17 protein-coding genes are annotated in these 19143 nt (G+C 29.5%); 4 read left to right on the top strand and 13 right to left on the bottom strand.

What is annotated here, in order from left to right; translation table 11 throughout:
• Nucleotides 1-104: 104 nt before the first annotated feature.
• Nucleotides 105-410, top strand: coding sequence for a hypothetical protein (locus V3V28_RS09755; protein WP_331364830.1), 306 nt, complete (start codon nucleotides 105-107; stop codon nucleotides 408-410).
• Here V3V28_RS09755 and V3V28_RS09750 read toward each other — a convergent pair.
• The 9 genes from V3V28_RS09750 to lpdA all read right to left on the bottom strand — a co-directional run bounded on the left by V3V28_RS09750 (nucleotide 407) and on the right by lpdA (nucleotide 11921).
• The gene (locus V3V28_RS09750) at nucleotides 407-1942 is read right to left on the bottom strand and encodes a YifB family Mg chelatase-like AAA ATPase (protein ID WP_331364829.1); all 1536 of its coding nucleotides are present in this window, start codon (nucleotides 1940-1942) and stop codon (nucleotides 407-409) included. The two genes, V3V28_RS09755 and V3V28_RS09750, sit on opposite strands and share 4 nt — an antisense overlap.
• Before the next feature lie 96 nt (nucleotides 1943-2038).
• A complete protein-coding gene (locus tag V3V28_RS09745; protein ID WP_331364828.1) occupies nucleotides 2039-4618 on the bottom strand; it encodes a phosphoenolpyruvate carboxylase in 2580 nt (859 codons plus the stop codon).
• Nucleotides 4619-4774: 156 nt separating this feature from the next.
• The gene (locus V3V28_RS09740; protein WP_331364827.1) at nucleotides 4775-5167 is read right to left on the bottom strand and encodes a hypothetical protein; all 393 of its coding nucleotides are present in this window, start codon (nucleotides 5165-5167) and stop codon (nucleotides 4775-4777) included.
• Between the two features lie 84 nt (nucleotides 5168-5251).
• A complete protein-coding gene (gene tilS, locus V3V28_RS09735) occupies nucleotides 5252-6571 on the bottom strand; it encodes a tRNA lysidine(34) synthetase TilS (protein ID WP_331364826.1) in 1320 nt (439 codons plus the stop codon).
• Between the two features lie 22 nt (nucleotides 6572-6593).
• Nucleotides 6594-7415: an alpha/beta hydrolase gene (locus V3V28_RS09730; protein WP_331364825.1), complete on the bottom strand. Its 822-nt coding sequence runs from the start codon at nucleotides 7413-7415 to the stop codon at nucleotides 6594-6596.
• 26 nt (nucleotides 7416-7441) lie between these two features.
• Nucleotides 7442-7675 carry a hypothetical protein gene (locus V3V28_RS09725; protein ID WP_331364824.1) on the bottom strand — a complete coding sequence of 78 codons (234 nt, stop codon included), beginning with the start codon at nucleotides 7673-7675 and terminating at the stop codon, nucleotides 7442-7444.
• A 148-nt stretch (nucleotides 7676-7823) separates the two neighbouring features.
• Nucleotides 7824-9125: an aminodeoxychorismate synthase component I gene (pabB, locus tag V3V28_RS09720; RefSeq protein WP_331364823.1), complete on the bottom strand. Its 1302-nt coding sequence runs from the start codon at nucleotides 9123-9125 to the stop codon at nucleotides 7824-7826.
• 64 nt (nucleotides 9126-9189) lie between these two features.
• Complete coding sequence (locus tag V3V28_RS09715) at nucleotides 9190-10413, bottom strand: acyloxyacyl hydrolase (protein WP_331364822.1); 1224 nt, start codon at nucleotides 10411-10413, stop codon at nucleotides 9190-9192.
• 107 nt (nucleotides 10414-10520) lie between these two features.
• Nucleotides 10521-11921, bottom strand: a complete 1401-nt coding sequence (gene lpdA, locus V3V28_RS09710; protein WP_331364821.1) for a dihydrolipoyl dehydrogenase — start codon at nucleotides 11919-11921, stop codon at nucleotides 10521-10523.
• Nucleotides 11922-12141: 220 nt separating this feature from the next.
• Here lpdA and V3V28_RS09705 point away from each other — a divergent pair, with 220 nt between their 5' ends.
• On the top strand, nucleotides 12142-13380 hold the full coding sequence (locus V3V28_RS09705) for a glycosyltransferase (protein WP_331364820.1): 1239 nt from the start codon (nucleotides 12142-12144) through the stop codon (nucleotides 13378-13380).
• Between the two features lie 62 nt (nucleotides 13381-13442).
• On the opposite strand, the gene V3V28_RS09700 is transcribed toward V3V28_RS09705, so the two are convergent.
• Genes V3V28_RS09700 through V3V28_RS09685 form a run of 4 tightly spaced genes read right to left on the bottom strand, consistent with a single transcriptional unit; the run spans nucleotide 13443 to nucleotide 17610 of the window.
• Nucleotides 13443-15458, bottom strand: coding sequence for a M3 family metallopeptidase (locus V3V28_RS09700; protein WP_331364819.1), 2016 nt, complete (start codon nucleotides 15456-15458; stop codon nucleotides 13443-13445).
• A gap of 48 nt (nucleotides 15459-15506) precedes the next feature.
• Nucleotides 15507-15986, bottom strand: a complete 480-nt coding sequence (gene purE / locus V3V28_RS09695; RefSeq protein ID WP_331364818.1) for a 5-(carboxyamino)imidazole ribonucleotide mutase — start codon at nucleotides 15984-15986, stop codon at nucleotides 15507-15509.
• A 2-nt stretch (nucleotides 15987-15988) separates the two neighbouring features.
• Nucleotides 15989-17146: a 5-(carboxyamino)imidazole ribonucleotide synthase gene (locus V3V28_RS09690; protein WP_331364817.1), complete on the bottom strand. Its 1158-nt coding sequence runs from the start codon at nucleotides 17144-17146 to the stop codon at nucleotides 15989-15991.
• Nucleotides 17147-17196: 50 nt separating this feature from the next.
• A complete protein-coding gene (locus tag V3V28_RS09685) occupies nucleotides 17197-17610 on the bottom strand; it encodes a phosphoribosylaminoimidazole carboxylase (RefSeq protein ID WP_331364816.1) in 414 nt (137 codons plus the stop codon).
• A 197-nt stretch (nucleotides 17611-17807) separates the two neighbouring features.
• On the opposite strand from V3V28_RS09685, the gene greA reads away from it, so the two are divergent.
• Nucleotides 17808-18281: a transcription elongation factor GreA gene (gene greA, locus V3V28_RS09680; protein WP_331364815.1), complete on the top strand. Its 474-nt coding sequence runs from the start codon at nucleotides 17808-17810 to the stop codon at nucleotides 18279-18281.
• A gap of 278 nt (nucleotides 18282-18559) precedes the next feature.
• Entirely contained in the window at nucleotides 18560-18949 is a 390-nt protein-coding gene (locus V3V28_RS09675; protein WP_331364814.1) for an HIT family protein, read from the top strand.
• Nucleotides 18950-19143: the final 194 nt, after the last annotated feature.

The following is a 19143-nucleotide window of genomic DNA, read 5'->3' as shown; positions in this document are numbered from 1 at the left end:
CTCTAAAATTTTCTCGTAATTTGCTCTAAAGCTGTTCATCTATTTAAATGTTTGAAATTCAATTAAATATACGATTCTCTTAATCAATGAACAGCTTTTTTATAATGCACAACAGGTTTATTTATTTTATTTCTAGTTCAAATATTGTATTTGGACAAAATTTTAATAAAGATTACACAAGAATAGATGTATTTAATAACCAAGGACAAAATATTCATGATTTTGTTTTTTCCTATGATGTTATAAATGGAAATCATACTTGTTTAAATAACTTTACTGTTATAAGTAATGTAAAGGAACTAGTAAATTTTAATTTTAAAATTTACTATAACAACAATTTAGTTTATTTCGATAATGCTTTTACTCATTGTAATGTTTTAGGATCACAAATAAGAATAGTTGTTAATTAACCCAACCAACCATCTCTATCCAAACTTCTGTATTGAATTGCTTCTGCAATATGATCTGGAGAAATATCTGTAACATTTGCCAAATCTGCAATTGTTCTAGAGACTTTTAAAATTCTGTCATAAGCTCTTGCAGAAAGGTTTAGTTTTTCCATAGCAGTTTTTAAAAGTGATAAACTTTCTTTAGATAATTTACAAAATTCACGAATCTGTTTTACATTCATTTGAGCATTATAATGCACGTTTTCAAATTCTGTAAATCGTTCAGATTGTATTTCTCTAGAAGCTGTAACTCGTTCTCGTATTACAACACTAGATTCGCCTTTTCTTTCTTCGGTCAATTTTTCAAAAGGAACCGGAGTTACCTCAATATGAATATCGATTCGATCTAATAAAGGACCAGAAATTTTACTCAAATAACGTTGCATTTCTTGTGGAGATGAGGTCATTGGTGAATTTGGGTCGTTAAAAAAACCACTCGGACTCGGATTCATACTTGCAACCAACATAAAACTACAAGGATATGTTACTGTAAATTTTGCTCTAGAAATAGTTACATCTCTATCTTCTAAAGGTTGACGCATTACTTCTAAAACATCTCTTTTAAATTCTGGTAATTCATCTAAAAATAAAACACCATTATGTGAAAGCGAAATTTCTCCAGGTCTCGGATATTGTCCACCGCCAACTAAAGCAACATTTGATATTGTGTGATGTGGACTTCTAAAAGGACGTTGATATAATAAGCCTTCGTTTTTAGTTTTACCAACTACAGAATGAATTTTTGTAGTTTCTAATGCTTCCTGTAATGTCATTGGAGGTAAAATGGATGGTAATCGTTTTGCTAACATTGTTTTTCCAGACCCTGGAGGGCCAATTAGAATAATATTATGTCCGCCAGCAGCAGCAATTTCCATACATCTTTTTATAGATTCTTGTCCTTTTACATCAGAAAAATCGAATTCAGGGAAATCTATATTTTTGTAAAACTCTGCACGTGTATCAACAATTGTAGGTTCAATTTTTTTATCACTATTAAAATGATTGATAACCTCTAAAATATTGTCTACTCCTAAAATTTCTACATTGTCTACAATTGCTGCTTCTTTTGCGTTTGCCTTTGGAAGAATTAAATATTTAAAACCTTCTTCTCTTGCTTTAATTGCAATTGGTAGCGCACCTCTTATAGGTTGTAAACTTCCGTCTAAAGAAAGTTCGCCCATAATAATATACTCATTAATGTTGGTTGATTTAATTTGACTTGAAGCAGCAAGAATTCCTACAGCTAAAGTTAAATCATAGGCTGCGCCTTCTTTTCGAATGTCTGCGGGTGCCATGTTAATAATAATTTTCTTTCCAGGAAGCTTGTAGTTGTTGTTATTTAAAGCAGCAGAAATTCTATAAGAACTTTCTCTAACTGCGTTATCTGGTAAACCCACCAAATGATAACCAATTCCTTTATCTATATTTACTTCTACAGTAATAGTAGTTGCTTCAATACCGAAAACGGCTGAACCATAAACTTTAACAAGCATGCTTTTTTCTTTAAAAGTAAAGAAAATAAGAGCATAAAAAAAATGCAACCAAAATTTGATTACATTTTATAATATAAAAATATACTTATTATAATTTTAAGCAGAGTTTCTACTTGCATTAATATTACCAAATAAAGAACGCATCACCATTTTTTCGTAAGTAGCTAGTTCTTCAGTATTCTCTCCAGATTTTTGCAGTTCTTGAATTTTCTTCAAAGCAAATTGCTGAATGGTTAATAAAGGTAAAACAATATCTTCTCTAATTTCTATGGATGCTTTTCCTACTGGGAAGTTTTCCATCAATTCTTTATGACCAGATAGTTTTAGTAAGAGCCTTTTTGTAGTTTGATATTCTAAATGAATCAATTTCCAAAATTCACCAAAAACAAGATCTGTAGACATATAAGCAGTTAAACCAAAGAATGATTTAGTTAAACTCATCATACTATTTTCAAGCAAGGTTTTAAAGAAATCTGAAGCATTGTAAAATTCAATAATTTCATCAAATCTACCTGCATCTTCATATTTTTTAAGAGCTGTTCCTACTCCAAAAAATCCTGGTACATTTTGTTTTAATTGACTCCAACTTCCTACAAAAGGAATTGCTCTTAAGGCAGAAAAATCTAAAGTATCTGAATTAGAACGCTTACTTGGTCTACTACCAATATTGGTTTTAGCATAGTATTTTAACGTGCTCATTTTCTCTAAATACGGTAAAAATTGTGAATGATTTTTAAAGTCTACATATGTTTGGTAACTTGTAGCCGCCATATCATCAATCAATACTCTATGCTTGTCGTTCAATTGATCTTTGGTGAAAACTTCATTTTTAATACCAGAACTTATCAATTGTTCTAGATTATATTGAGACGAATTTTCTGTACCAAAATTAGAACTAATTGTCTGACCTTGTATTGTTAATTGTATTTCTTTATCTTCAATTGTTGGGCCTAATGAGGCATAAAATTGATGTGTTTTTCCACCTCCACGAGCTGGTGGTCCACCACGTCCATCAAAGAAAATAACCTCAATATCAAATTCTCTAGAAATTTTTGTAAGCGCTTCTTTTGCTTTAAAAATACCCCAGTTTGCCATTAAATAACCACCATCTTTTGTTCCATCAGAAAAACCTAACATAATAGTTTGTTTGTTTTTTCTTTTTTCTAAATGATATCTATAAGCTCTATTGGTATATAAAGTTTTCATTACATCTTCTGCATTTATTAAATCTTCTACAGTTTCAAAAAGAGGAATTACATCTACTGGTAACTCATTTTCAAACCCACATAGATTTAACATTGCAAATGTTTCCATTACATGTAAAGCTGATTGGTTGTTACTAATAATGTAACGGTTTGCACCACGTTCTCCGTTTCTATGCTGAATTTCTTTTAATGCGTATATAGATTCTATTGTTTTTACAGAAGTTTCATCTGATAAAATACTTGGATCTATACTCCCTTTTACTATAGATAAAATATCTACCTGTTCTGCTTCAGAAAGGTTTATGTAGTTTTTAGGGAAAGTAGTATCTCCAATTTTTTGTAAATCTTCAACAATTTGTGTAAAAGCATGATGATGAACTCTACTATCTTGTCTAATATCTAAAGTTGCAAAATGGAAACCAAAAATGCGAACTTTATTAATAAAATCATTCAATTCTTCAATGAATAAAGATTGATGATTATCAACAATAACCTGTCTTGCGACTTCTAATTCTTCTAATAATATTTTTTGAGAGAAATTTACTTTTGCGTAACTTCTTACAACATGTTTGTATAATCTTTTTTCTACACGTGTTAAAATTTCTTGCACTCCATCAAAAGTAAAACGTCTTTTTAAACGTCTTACATCTCTATAATAATTACGTAAAATGGCTTGCCTTAATCTTTCTGCAACATCTAAAGTTATTTTAGTAGTTACAAAAGGATTTCCATCTCTATCTCCACCTGGCCAAAAACCAAGATCTATAATTTCATTATCAATTGGTTTACCATCATATATATGATGTTGAACATAGTTGTGTATTTTACTTACAGATTTGTAAAAAACATTTTCTAAATACCAAATTAAACTAACAGCTTCATCATAAGGAGTCGGTTTTTCCTTTTTATAGAAAGGCGTTTTACCTAATTGAGATAATAATTTTTTAATTAAAAGTAAATCGTCATTTTGTATGGCTTTATCTAAATCTGTAATAATACCTAAAACAGTACCAGGATAAAATTGCGTAGGATGTGCAGTTAAAACAATACGTACTTTAAAATCTTCTAAATAGGTTTTTAGTTCCTCTTTTTTATCATTTAAAATAGCAATCTCTTTAGAGTTACGCAACGTACCAATTCCATCCATATTATTTACAATAGGATAAGCAGCATCTTCAATAGCATCAAATAAAACAACTTGACGTTCTATATATTGAATAAAGCGAAACAGTAAATCTGTTTCTTCTTTATCTGAAGGGTTTTCTTGATATTTATTAAAGAAGGTTTCTACAATTTCAGTAGGATTTTCTCCTTCTTTAAACCCTTTTTTACATACTTTGTGAAACAATGGTAATAAAACACCTGTGTCATTTATCGTATCAAAAGGCAACGTCATAAATATGCTGTTGTAAATTTGATATTTAGACAGCACGTTTTCATTAAATCGAGCTAATTTGGGTAATGTAGTCATCTTCTTTACTTTTCTTACAAAGTAAATTTACGAAAAAGTGAATTTATAGAACCTAGGTTTTTAGTAATAATCGATTAATAAATTACGAAAACGATAGAAATTTCAATACTTTTAAAGCAAATGTTTAATTTCTATCTTAATTTATTGAATTCGTTATTAATTCAACTCTTTTTTTAGCTGATTATAGCTTTTAAAATTTACTCGATCCCATCTTGTTGGGTCGTTTTTTACTAAAAACCCTTTTAATAGATTATTGTTTTGGTATCTTTTATAGTCATCATAAATAAATATTGAGGGTTGCTTATCAATATCGTTAAAGTTGATAGAAAACGTATTGGTGTAAAGATCTAATTGGTCTACAAAAACAAAACTATAATCGGTTAATTTTAGATTTTTAAAAATTTTAGAAAAAGAATAAGAAGTATTAGACAGTTGATTGTATGTGTAAATACTAACTGGTAGGTTAGTTGAGATGGTGTTGCTTTTTTGTGCGTTTAATGATATACTACAAAATAGTAATAATCCTAAGGTCAATTTTATTTTATTCATAACGTAAGATTTGGTAGTTAAATATATCAAAAATTGAGCCAATTATTTGTTTTTAAATGAAATAATTAAATCTTGATAAAACATTTATTTCTCTCTTATTGTTACTTTTATATTTTTTGAATTTGTTTTTTTAAACATAAAACGATTGTCTTGTCGTTTACCTATAACCCATATAATTTCATTTTTAGAATTACATAACAACCATGTTTGTTCTTTTTCTAAAAGTGAAAACTTTTCATCTTTAAAATACTTGCTTAATTTCTTTTTACCTGTCATTCCTGACGGATAAAAATAATCGCCATTTTCCCATTTCCTTATGGTTAATGGATAAGATAATAGTTCTTTAGCAACATAAATTGTTTGCTTATTCTCTATCGTTTTTTGATGAACTTCTTCAAAAGTTAAATGAATGGGTTTTATAATTTCTGATTGATTTTCTTTAACCTCAAATGTTATTTCTGGCGCAGTCGAGAAATTTATTTCGGAAATTAATAAAAAATCTCTATTTTTTATTAATCGATGTGTTTCAGACAAGATTTGTTTGCCAGATTGTGCAGAAAGTAAATTGGAAACATCATTCCATTCTGTAAATTGATACTTTTTTAAGAGTTGATATAAATATGCTTTCGGATTTGATAATTGCTGAATTTCCTCAATATTAATTCTAATACTATTATTTTTTGATGAAATAATTTCTAATGAAACTTCATCAATTCTATCAATAATAATCTCCTTACTCTCTTTTAAATTTTCTGTAGTTTTAGAAAATGATTCTAATAAACTTGGGTTAATTTCCTTTAAAACAGGAACTACTTGATGTCTTATTTTATTTCTAATGTATTTTGTAGATGCATTACTAGCATCTTCTCTCCATTCAATATTATTTTCTTTTGCATAATTGATGATTTCATCTCTAGAGAAAATCAATAACGGACGTACAATATTTCCATTAATTTCAGGAATTCCTGTAAAACCATCTAAACCAGAACCTCTAGTTAAGTTAATTAAAAAAGTTTCTAAATTATCATCTGCATGATGTCCTGTTAAAACAGCTTCAAAATTATGCTCTTTAGTGAGTTCTTTAAACCAATTATAACGCAAGTTTCTTGCAGCAATTTGTGTAGATTGTTTGTTTTTTCTAGCAAATTTTTCTGTTTCAAAATTTATTGTAAAAATCTGATTAGACGTTTTTTGAGATAATTTTTTAACGAATTCTTCATCTAAGCCACTTTCTTTTCTACGTAAATTAAAATTGCAATGCGCCAAAGAAATATCAAAATTTAATTCTGATAAAAGATGTGTTAAAACTACAGAATCTATTCCGCCAGAAATGGCGATTAATAATTTTTTTCCTTGTAAAAAAGGAAATTTTGTTTCAATATGTTTTTTGAATTTTTGTAGCATTTCGCCTTCAAAAATAAGGTTTTTAAAGTTGAGAATTTAGCCAACTAACAACATCTGCTAACATTTCTTCTTTACATAAATCATTATGCAATTCATGATAACCACCTTTGTATAGTTTTAAAGTAGCGTTTTCAGATTTATTTGCAAATTCTTGTGTTCCTTTATAATCAATAATTTTATCATCTGTACCATGTAATAAATACATAGGCGTTTTTAAAATGGTTGCGTTTTCAATTGCCCATTTTCCAGAATCTATAAAGGTTAAAGAAAAATTAGGGCTAATTTTATCATGCACTAATGGATCATTTATGTATTTTTCTACTTCATTTTTTTCACGAGAAATATCATTTGCGTCTAATTCGTTTCCCATAGTTAATGAAGGTGCAATTTTTTGCAACAATTTTCCAACAGCTAATTTTATTGCTGGTGGTTGAAAAGCAAGTTTTAAGAATGGACTTGTTGCAATAATTCCAGTTAAATTGTTTTGTATTCTTAAAGCATAATTTACAACTACATTTCCACCCATAGAATGTCCGTACAAGAAAACAGGTTTGTTTGGAAACATTTTTTTTGCTTTGTTAATTGTAGTTGTTACGCTTTCTAAAACAGCCTCAAAACTAGGGTTATGACCGCGTTTTCCAGAAGTTTTTCCGTGACCAAAATGGTCAAAAGCAATTACTGAAAAATCACTTTTAGTAAGTTTTTCTGCAACATGATTGTAACGACCAGAATGTTCGCCCATTCCATGTACCAAAACTACAACGGCTTTTGTGTTTTCTGCTTCCCAAATCTGACCATAAAAATCAGTTTTATAAATGTTGAAATTGAATTCTTTGTGAGTCATAATCAGTTTGTTTTTAAATCACCTTATTATTGTTTTTTCAACCAACTACGAATCTCTTTTCTTAAAGAAACTTCTGGTTTTGGTAACGGAATTGTGCGTCCGAATTGTTTACTTCTATTAAATTTAGAAAAGGTTATTTTTAGCTGTTTCCATTCTGTAGGATACATGTCTAAAAAACCATTGAACATATTTTGTTCCATCGGTTTTTCTTTCAAATTTTCTAAAACTTTTTTAAATTTTTCTTCTTGGTCAATTATCATATTACAAAAATATCTAAAATTATTAATGTTCTCGATACAATTTTCTCATAAAATCGAAAATCACTCGAACTGACATTATCTTAAACTCTATGTTTTCTATATTGCTATGTGGTCAGAAAAAAAAATAATTTGTGAATTCGTGGCAATTCTACTTAGAATTCAACAAAGCAAATCGCATTGCTTTTGCTTTCAATAAACACTCTTCATATTCTTTTTCTACCACAGATTTAGCAGTAATTGCGCCGCCAACCGAATACGAAATATACTTCTTTTCTTCGTTATATAAAATACTTCTAATGATTACATTAAAGTCAAAATTATTGTTGGGTGTAAAATAACCAACGGTTCCCGAATACAAACCACGTTTGGTTTCTTCTAATTTTTCTATAATTTTCATTGCAGAAACTTTGGGAGCGCCAGTCATGCTTCCCATCGGAAAAGTACTTTGAATTATATCTATTGGATGCACGTTTTCGTCAACTTCAGAAACAACTGTAGAAATTAATTGGTGTACTTGTTTAAAAGAATACACTTTACACAACTCTTCTACTTTTACAGAACCTATTTTTGCAGTTTTAGACAAATCGTTTCTTACTAAATCTACAATCATTACGTTTTCTGCACGTTCTTTAACATCTCTAGATAAATCGGATGCAATTTTATCATCATCAATTTTACTTCGTAAACGTTTTGCGGTTCCTTTTATAGGTTGAGAAATTATTTTTGAACCTTCTTTTCTAATATATCTTTCTGGTGTTGCAGATAGTATATATTGATGTTCTATTTTTATGAAATTTGCAAATGGTGGTTCAGAAATTTCGTTTAAATGTGTGTAAACTTCAACAGGATTTATGGTTGAGTTTTCTGCATAAAACTCCTGACAAAAATTAGCTTCGTAAATATTTCCTCTATGAATATGTTCTAAAACCTTGCTTACCTTTTTATGATATTCGTCTTTGTGTATTCGAAGCTTTATTTTAATTTCTGAATTAGATTCTTCAATCTTTAAATTCTTGAATTTTTCAATAATTTCAAAATCACTTTCAATTTCATCGTCAACCATTTTTAAGTACTGAAATTCAACAGAATTATCTTTAATGAAAATTAGTTTTTTAGGTTGAAAAAAATACAAATCAGCAAAGTCTAAACCATCAAAATTATTAGAAGAAAGACGTTCTACATCATTTTTAACATCGTAAGAAATATACCCAAAAATATAATCTTTGGTAATGGTTTGGTATTCTTTTAGTTTTTCGAATGCATTAAAATAATCTGTTTTTATAGAAGTAAATTCATCTGTAGCCAAAGCACAATCGAAACTACTATATTGTTGGTTATATTGATTAGAGTCTAGCCAAACAATGGTTTCGTATTGTTGTGACCAATTCAATAGGTTTTGTTTAAAACCTTCAATATTATCAACAGAAAAAGTACGAAGTGTTCTTTGCATAATTTATGCAAAAATACAAATCTTATTCATTACAAATGATAATTTTTAAGTCGATTTATTTAGGCTAAAATGTCTTACCAATTGTAAATTGAATAGGAATTGCAACACCAGAATTTTCAGTAAAAATATTTCCGTTAGAATAATGCATAATCCGAAGTTCAAAGTTATATTTTCTTTTTTCTCCGAAGAAAACGCCTAAACCCATGGTGTCTTGAAACGTTGTTTTTGGGCCTGTTCCTAAGTCATCAATATTGCTTTTAGTTAGTAATGTTGGTCCAATTACAGAATAGTTAGTGTATATGTCAAAACCTTTTCTTCGCATTAAATAAAAACGCATCGTCGGAAAAATAGAAAAAGCAAACACATTTTCTTTGCTTGCTTCTGTTTGAAAAGCAGTTATACTAACTCCCCAATCTAAAGAGAATAGTTTTTGAGTTCTAAAAGCAGTTCTTTGATAGGTGACTGAAAAAGTATGAGCAGATTTTACTTCACCAACCCAAAAAACAGGAACTCCAAAACTTTCGAAATTGCCTACTTTTAAACTCATTCCCAAAAAACGATTTACACCAAAACCAACTTTACTTGTTCCGTAACTTACTTGTAAGATATTATCTGGGAAAAAATATTGTTTGTCATTTGCATATTCGAAAGCCAAATCATCATCTATTTTTTGAATATGATATTCAAAACCAGCAGAAAATTGAGAAATAGAAGGTTGATTGTTTTTTTTAGATTTTGGAAAAAATGTTCCATTTAATGCCAAACGCCACCTTTCATTCAGTTTGTAATTGAAACCAAAACCATATAAAAGGCTTCCAAAATGAGCATCATCATAAATTATTTTGTCATCAATGGAAAAACCAGTTCTGGTAATATTTGCTGCTCCAAGCTCTCCAAAAACAGAAAGCTTTTTTGTAATGTTAAAGTTCTTTTTTAGTGATAAATACCAAGCATTAATCCAAACACTTCGTTCATAACCAATGTTGTTTACATTATTATATTTAAACCAAGAAGCTGGTCTAATTACGCCAAATTGTAGCGCTAAATTTTCTTGTATTTTAAAACCGAAACCAATTTTTCCTGAAAAATAATTTTTAGAGAACGTTTCAGTTTTGTAACCATCAATTAAATTTTCATTAGAAAAAGGATAAAATATTCCTCCAAAATTAACAGTGTAATAAAAGTCTTCTAAAAACTTAGAAGGTTGTGTTTTTAGTCTTTCATTTTCTTGACTATAAATAGTTGCGCAAAATGAAAAAAGAAAAAAGAGAAAAAAAATTTTTTTCATTTTATAAATGTAAGAAACTTTCTAAAAACAAAAAGCAACCAAATTTTGGTTGCTTTTTGTTTTTATTATAATGAGATTTCTCCTATTGTTAAATGAAAAAAAGGAAATTATGCATTTAATGGTTTTCCGTCCCAAGCAGCCTTTGCAGCTTCTTTTACAGCTTCTGCATATGTTGGGTGACCATGACAAATTCTTGCTAAATCTTCTGCCGATGCTCTAAATTCCATAGCAACTGCAGCTTCCATAATTAAATCTGCTACACGTGCACCAACCATATGAACTCCTAAAATTTCATCTGTATTTTTGTCTGCTAATACTTTTACAAAACCGTCAATATCTCCACTTGCACGAGATCTACCTAAAGCTCTCATAGAAAATTTACCGGCTTTATAATCAACTCCAGCATCTTTTAATTCTTGTTCTGTTCTACCAACAGCAGCAACTTCTGGCCATGTGTAAACAATTCCGGGAATTAAATTATAATCAATATGTGGTTTTTCACCAGCTAAATATTCTGCAACAACAACACCTTCTTCTTCAGCTTTATGCGCTAACATTGCACCTGCAACAACATCACCAATTGCAAAAATATTAGGAATGTTAGTTTGTAAATGATCATTTGTAGAAACTTGTCCACGCTCATTAACTTCTACACCAACTTTCTCTAAACCTAAACCTTCAGTATATGCTTTTCTACCAACAGCAACTAAACAATAGTCTCCTTTAAATTCTACTTCAATGCCTTTTTTATTGTTTGCTTTTACAATTATTTCATCTCCATTTCTTTCAACAGAAGTAACTCCATGACCAACATTAAATTTCATTCCTTGTTTCTTTAAAACTTTTTGAAGTTCTTTAGAAACATCAGCATCCATAGTTGGTGTAATTTTTGGAGCATATTCCAAAACAGTAACATCTGCACCTAAACGTTTGTAAACAGAACCTAATTCTAAACCAATAACTCCACCACCAATAACAATTAAATGTTTTGGCACTTCAGTTAATTTTAAAGCTTCAGTTGATGTAATTATACGTTCTTTATCTAGTGTGATAAAAGGTAAAGTTGATGGTTTTGAACCCGTTGCAATAATTATGTTTGTTCCTTCAATAACTTCTGAAGAACCATCGTTTTTAGAAATTTTTATATGGGTAGCATCTTCAAAAGAACCTAAACCTTCATAAACATCAATCTTATTTTTGTCCATTAGGTATTTAATTCCACCAGTTGTAGTTTCTACAACTTTATCTTTACGTCCAACCATTTTACCAAAATCGAAAGATGGTTTTTCAACAGAAATTCCATGTTCTTCGAAATGATGAGTTGCATCATAAAAATGGTGAGAAGAATCTAATAAAGCTTTCGAAGGAATACATCCAACATTTGTACACGTTCCTCCTAAAGTTGAATATTTTTCTATAATTGCTACTTTTTTTCCTAATTGAGAAGCTCTAATTGCAGAAATGTATCCTCCAGGACCAGATCCAATTACAATAATATCGTATTTCATGAGTGTGTTTTTTGCGTAACCTTTAACCTTTCGGTTTGTTCTTTAATAATGGTTGACAAAAATACGGATATTTTCACAAAATAAAGAGAGAATTTAGTAGTTTTACTATCTGAAAAATAGTGATTACTTTTTATTTTTCTCTTTAAGTATTGATTCGTTATTTTGCTCTGATAAAAAAGGAGAATTATCAAATTATAAACAACAATTGAATTCTAAATAATTGAATAAACAACAAGTCTTAATTATTGGTTACGTTTGGGTAGAACCCAATTCTTCTGCCGCTGGAAGTAGAATGTTGCAACTTATAGAGCAATTTTTACAACAAGGTTTTAAAGTTACATTTGCTTCGCCTGCTCAAAAAAGTGAAAATGCATCAAATTTAAAATCTTTTGGAATTGATGAAGTTTCAATTGAATTAAATAACACTTCTTTTGATGATTTTATAAAAGAATTAGAACCAACAATTGTGATGTTTGATCGTTTTATGATGGAAGAACAATTTGGTTGGCGAGTTGCAGAAAACTGCCCCAAAGCAATTAGAATTTTAGATACAGAAGATTTACATTGTTTGCGAAAAACAAGAGAATTGTGCTTAAAAAAACAAATTGACTTTTCAACTAATGAATTATTGATGCAAGACATTACAAAAAGAGAAATTGCGGCTGTTCTACGATGCGATTTATCTTTAATAATCTCTACTTTTGAAATGAAACTGTTGGAAAATACGTTTAAAATAGACGAAAGTATTTTAATGTACCTGCCTTTTTTGTTTGATGAAATTGATGGGAATCATCAGAATAAATGGAAATCTTTTGAAGAAAGAGAGCACTTTGTTTTTATAGGGAATTTCTTTCACAAGCCAAATGTTGATGCCGTTTTAACGTTAAAAAATGAAATTTGGAATGAAATTAGAGAATACCTTCCAAAAGCAGAAATGCATATTTATGGCGCTTATGTAAATCAACAAATTCAAGAATTACATAATAAAAAAGAAGGTTTTTTAATTAAGGGTTTTGCAGAAGACGCAAATATTGTTGTGGGAAATGCAAGAATAGTTTTAGCTCCTTTAAATTTTGGCGCAGGAATTAAAGGAAAACTTACAGAAGCAATGTTGTGTGGAACACCAAGTGTAACAACTTCAATAGGAGAAGAAGGAATGTGTGGTAATTTCCCTTGGAATGGATTTGTAGAAGATAATTATTCTGATTTTGCACTTATGTCTGCACAATTATACAAAAGTAAATCTATGTGGGAGAGTTTACAAGAAAACGGAATAGATATTATTAATTACATCTACAGTAAAAAGAAAAACGGAGAATTATTCTTCAATAAAATTGAAGAGATTCAACAGAATTTAAAGCAACATAGAAGGCATAATTTTTTAGGAAATTTGTTGCAACATCAAACCTTGCAGTCTACAAAATACATGAGTAAATGGATTGAAGCTAAAAATAAGTAAGCAGTAAGTAGTCGCAGTTTTCAGTTCAAATCTGACTGAAAACTGCGACTGAAAACTGAATACTAAATCAATCCTGCTCTTTTTAATAAAGCATCAGGTTTAGGTTCTTTACCTCTAAAGCGTTTATACAATTCCATTGGCTTTTCTGTTCCACCTTTAGAAAGTACATTTTCTTTGAATTTAGTAGCTACTTCTTTATTAAATATTCCTTCTTCTAAAAAGTATTCGAAAGCATCTGCATCTAAAACTTCAGCCCATTTGTAAGAATAATAACCTGCAGAATATCCACCTTGAAAGATATGAGAAAAAGCAGTACTCATTGCATTTTCTGCAACATCAGGATATAATTTTGTATCTTCAAAAGCGTTATTTTCAAAATCTTTTACAGAAGTAATTTTAGATGGATTTTCAGAATGCCATTTCATATCTAAAAGCCCGAAACTTAATTGACGTAAAGTTTGCATTCCTTCATGAAAACTTGCAGATTCTTTAATTTTTTCAACATATTTCATCGGAATAATTTCGCCTGTTTCATAATGTTTGGCAAACAATTCAAGTGCTTCTTTTTCGTAACACCAATTTTCTAAAACCTGACTTGGTAATTCAACAAAATCCCAAGAAACAGAGGTTCCAGATAAGCTATTGTAAGTTGTATTTGCTAACATTCCATGAAGCGCATGACCAAACTCATGAAACAACGTAGTAACTTCATTAAAAGTTAATAATGATGGTTTTGTTTCAGTTGGTTTTGTGAAATTACAAACAATAGAAACGTGTGGTCTTTCGTTGATTCCGTTTTTTATTTGTTGCGATTTATAACTCGTCATCCAAGCTCCATTCCGTTTTCCTTTTCTAGGGTGAAAATCAGCATAAAAAACAGAAATAAAGTTCCCCTTATTATCTGTTACATTATATGTTTTTACATCTTCATGATATTTATCGATGTTAGAAATTTCTTCAAAATTTAAGTCGTACAAACGATTTGCAATTTCAAAAATACCATCAATTACATTTTCTAATTTAAAAAAGGGTTTTAATATTTCTTGATCTAAATCAAAAATTTCTTTCTTTAGTTTTTCTGAATAATAAGCGCCATCCCATTTTTGAAGCTGATCTATTCCGTCTATTTTTTTTGCGTAATTCTCTAATTTTTTAAACTCAGTTTCTGCAGCAGGTTTTGCCTTTTTTAGTAACTCATTAGAAAAATCGATTACTTTTTCTGGCGTTTCTGCCATTCTTTCTTCCAAAATAAAATGAGCATGAGATTTATAACCTAAAAGATTAGCTCTTTTGTGTCTTAAATGTACAATGTCTAAAACAATTTGTTCATTGTTGAATTTATTTTTTTGAAATCCTTTTTTACCAGCAGCAATCGCAAGTTTTTTACGTAATTCTCTATTGTCTGCATAGGTTAAAAAAGGAATGTAGCTTGGGTAATCTAAAGTAAAAACCCAACCTTCTTTCTTTTTTTCTTTTGCAAGTTGTTGTGCAGCTTCTTTTACAGAATCTGGTAAACCAGAAAGATCTTTTTCATTTGATAAATGCAATTCGAAAGCATTGGTTTCTGCCAAAACATTTTCACCAAACCGTAAAGAAAGTTTAGACGATTTTGCATCAATCTTCCTTAATTCACTTTTATCAGCATCATTTAAGTTAGCACCATTCCTAGAAAAACCTTTGTATTGTTTTTCTAATAATGTTTGTTGTTCTGTATTTAAATCTAAATTTTCTTTTGTATCAAAAACAGACTTTACCCTTTTAAATAAGGCTGTGTTTAAGGTAATATCATTTCTAAATTCACTTAACCAAGGAGAGATTTCTTGAGCTATTTTCTGAATTTTATCATTTGTTTCCGCAGAATTTAGATTGAAGAAAATACTAGTAATTCTGTTTAGTTTTTCTCCAGTAAAATCTAAAGCAACTGTTGTGTTTTCAAAAGTAGGAGTTTCAGAATTATTTACAATTTCATCGATTTCTGCTTTTGCAATTTCGATTGCTTTTTTAATTGCGGGTTTGTAATTTTTTTCTTCAATTTTAGAGAAAGGAGCTGTGTTGAAATCTTGTAAAAGTGGGTTCATTTTTAAAAATGTGTAATTGTTTAAGAGCGTAATTGTGTATAAAAAACTTTACTTTCTAATTCTTTTTGAAGCTAGTTCTACTTTTACTTTTAATTCTTCTTTGTAAGCAATAATTTTATCTAAGACAGTTTTGTCTGAAGCACCAATAATTTGAGCTGCTAAAATACCTGCATTTTTTGCTCCATCTAGAGCAACAGTTGCAACAGGTACGCCACCTGGCATTTGTAAAATTGATAAAACAGAATCCCAACCATCTATTGAGTTTCTGCTTTTAACAGGAACACCAATTATTGGTAACGGACTCATAGAAGCTACCATTCCTGGTAGATGCGCCGCGCCGCCAGCGCCTGCAATAATTACTTTTATGCCTCGTAAATGTGCATTTTTAGAATAGTCAACTAATTTTTCTGGAGTTCTGTGTGCAGACACAATATCTACTTCAATTTGAATATCAAAACTCTCTAAAATATCTATTGCTTCTTGCATTATTGGAAGATCAGAATCGCTTCCCATTATTATTCCTACCATAATTATTTGCTTATCACTCTAATTGTTTCTTTCACTTTTTGTGCAACTTTTCTTGCAATTTTAATGTCTTTATTTACAATAGTTACATGTCCCATTTTTCTAAAAGGACGCGTTTCTTTCTTTCCGTAAATATGTGGTGTAACACCATCAATTTTTAAAATTTCTTCTATATTTTTATAAACTACGTTTCCAGAAAAACCTTCTTCACCAACTAAATTTACCATAATTCCGGCAACTTTACTATCAGTATTTCCTAAGGGAAGGTTTAAAATACTTCTTAAATGTTGCTCAAATTGATTGGTGTAACTTGCTTCAATTGAATAATGACCAGAATTATGTGGTCTTGGTGCAACTTCGTTTACCAAGATTTTATCATCTACAGTTTGAAACATTTCAACGGCTAATAAACCTACAAAATCTAAATCGCTAACTATTTTTAAAGCAAGTTCTCTCGCTTTTTCTGCAACTTTAGAATCAATTCTAGCAGGACAAATAACATATTCTACTTGGTTTGCTTCTGGATGAAATTCCATCTCAACAACTGGATATGTTTTTACTTTACCATCTGTATTTCTTGCAACAGTTACTGCTAATTCGTTTTTAAAAGGAATTAACTTTTCAGTAATACATTCAACATTTGGTAAACTCTCTAAATCTTCAATATTTCTAACAATTTTCACACCGTTTCCATCGTAACCAAAACGTGCAGCTTTCCAAACAAAAGGAAAGTCAATAATATTATTTTCATAAGAATGTTTCAATTCTTCTAAATACGCGTAATGAGAAAATTCTGCAGTTGGTATTTGATGATCTATATAGAAGTTTTTCTGTCTAGCTTTACTTTGTATAATACGTAAATCTTTTGGCTTTGGGTAAATTGTAAGACCTTCACTTTCCAATTTATCTAACGCATCTAAATTTACATTTTCTATTTCTATTGTTAGTAAATCTATCGTTTTTCCGAAGTTATAAACCGTGTCAAAATCTAATAAATCCCCAACGACAAAAGTGTTGCAAATTTCTGCACAAGGTGCATTTTTATTGCTCTCTAAAATAGAAGTATGAATGTCTAATTTTTGTGTTTCTGCTAATAACATTCTCCCTAGTTGACCACCACCAAGAACGCCTAATTTAAAATTTGAAGAAAAGTAATTTTTCACGAGTAATATTGTTGTGTTTAGGCAAAAATACACAACTCAATTCAGTAAAACTAAAAATTAGTAATACTTAATAAACTACCTCTTTTAATAGCTCTATATTCAATTGCTGGGCAAATAAAATCTTCTGTTTGAGACGCACCACCAAAATCTACGCTATAAGAAGCGCCATCGCAACTACATTTTAGCAATCTATTTTCATAAATCATAGCAGTATTACAGCTATTTGTAGGGCAAATTCTATCATAAGCAGCATATTCGTCGGTACTTTTACGAAAAATCAAAATACCTTTTGCACCACCAGTAATTTCAACTGCGTTACCAATAACTAAGCTATTAAATTCTGGTAGATCTAAATTTTTATTCATTTCAACAAAAACTGGTCTTAAGCAATTTTCGGGTAAACTATTATCTGAACAATTTAAAAACGTAATAATTGTAAATAAAAAGAGAGTTTTTTTAAGCATAATATAGTTTCGTTTTATATAAAACGACGGCAAGTTACAAATATTTTGTACATTTGTAATACAATCTCATTCCTGTTTAGGTAATGGGATTTTTAAATTTAGCCCATAAAGGGCAATTGTTAAGTAAATAATGTTTTTTCATTTTTGTGTAAATTTATTTTATCAGAGAAAATGAATGAATTTTTAAATAAAATATAATGAGCGATATATCATATTATTCAGCAGAAGGATTAAAGAAATTAAAAGATGAATTGTTACAACTAGAACAAGTTGAAAGACCAAGAGTAACAACCGAAATTGCAGATGCAAGAGATAAAGGAGATTTAAGTGAAAATGCAGAATACCATGCAGCAAAAGAAGAACAATCTCATTTAGAATTTAAAATTGCAAAATTAAAAAATGTAATTTCTAGTGCTAGAATTATTGATGAATCTCAATTAGATACTTCTAAAGTATTAATACATTCTATTGTAAAAATTAAAAATACTGCTAACGCAATGGAATTTTCTTACACGTTGGTTGCAGATTCAGAAACTGATGTTAGAAACGGTAAATTGTCTGTAAACTCACCAATTGGTAAAGGTTTATTAGGTAAAGAAGTTGGCGATATTGCAGAGATTCAGGTTCCTAGCGGAATTATGAAATTTGAAGTTGTAGCTATTTCTAGATAGTTTTTTTAGAAGCTATTTCCAGCTTTCACTACTCGCTTTTTTTGCTAAAAAAAAGCAAAAAAGAGCTCAAACAAACCGTTTCAAATGCAAAGCATTCAACGACTCAATAAAATATAAACGCGGAGTTAATCTGGGCTAAAATTGTTTGCAAACTATTTGTATTTCTTATGTTTTTTTTAAGATTTTAAAACTATAAATTCGGGTTTTGACTAAGTCAAAACCCGAATTCTTTTTTATATTTACCAATAACTAAACAACCAAATACCAACAACTAAAAAATGAGTGTCTTTACAAAAATAATTACAGGAGAAATACCAAGTTATAAAATAGCGGAAGATGATAATTTTATTGCTTTTTTAGATATCAACCCGAATGCAAAAGGACATACTTTAGTAGTTCCCAAAAAGGAAGTAAACAAACTTTTTGATTTGACTTTAGAAGAATATCAAGAATTAATGACTTTTTCTTACAGAGTTGCGAAAGCTTTAGAAAAAGCAGTTCCTTGTTTAAGAATTGGTATGAGTGTAATTGGTTTAGAAGTACCTCATGTTCATGTACATTTAATTCCTTTAAATGCAATGGCAGATATTCAGTTTGCTCAAAAAGTAAAGTTGACTAATGATGAATTTGTTGCTTTGGCTGAAAGTATTGCTAATAAATTTGAGTAAACGCGTTGTCATTCCTGCGAAGGCAGGAATCTAAACTTCATTTATTTGTAGTTTAAATAGAACTATTTATTACCTGTTGTGCATTATAAAAAAGCTGTTCATTGATTAAGAGAATCGTATATTTAATTGAATTTCAAACATTTAAATAGATGAACAGCTTTAGAGCAAATTACGAGAAAATTTTAGAGGTATTA

The organism is Polaribacter sp. (assembly GCF_036480315.1).
Lineage (GTDB): Bacteria > Bacteroidota > Bacteroidia > Flavobacteriales > Flavobacteriaceae > Polaribacter.
This window is presented reverse-complemented; position numbering and strand designations above follow the sequence as displayed.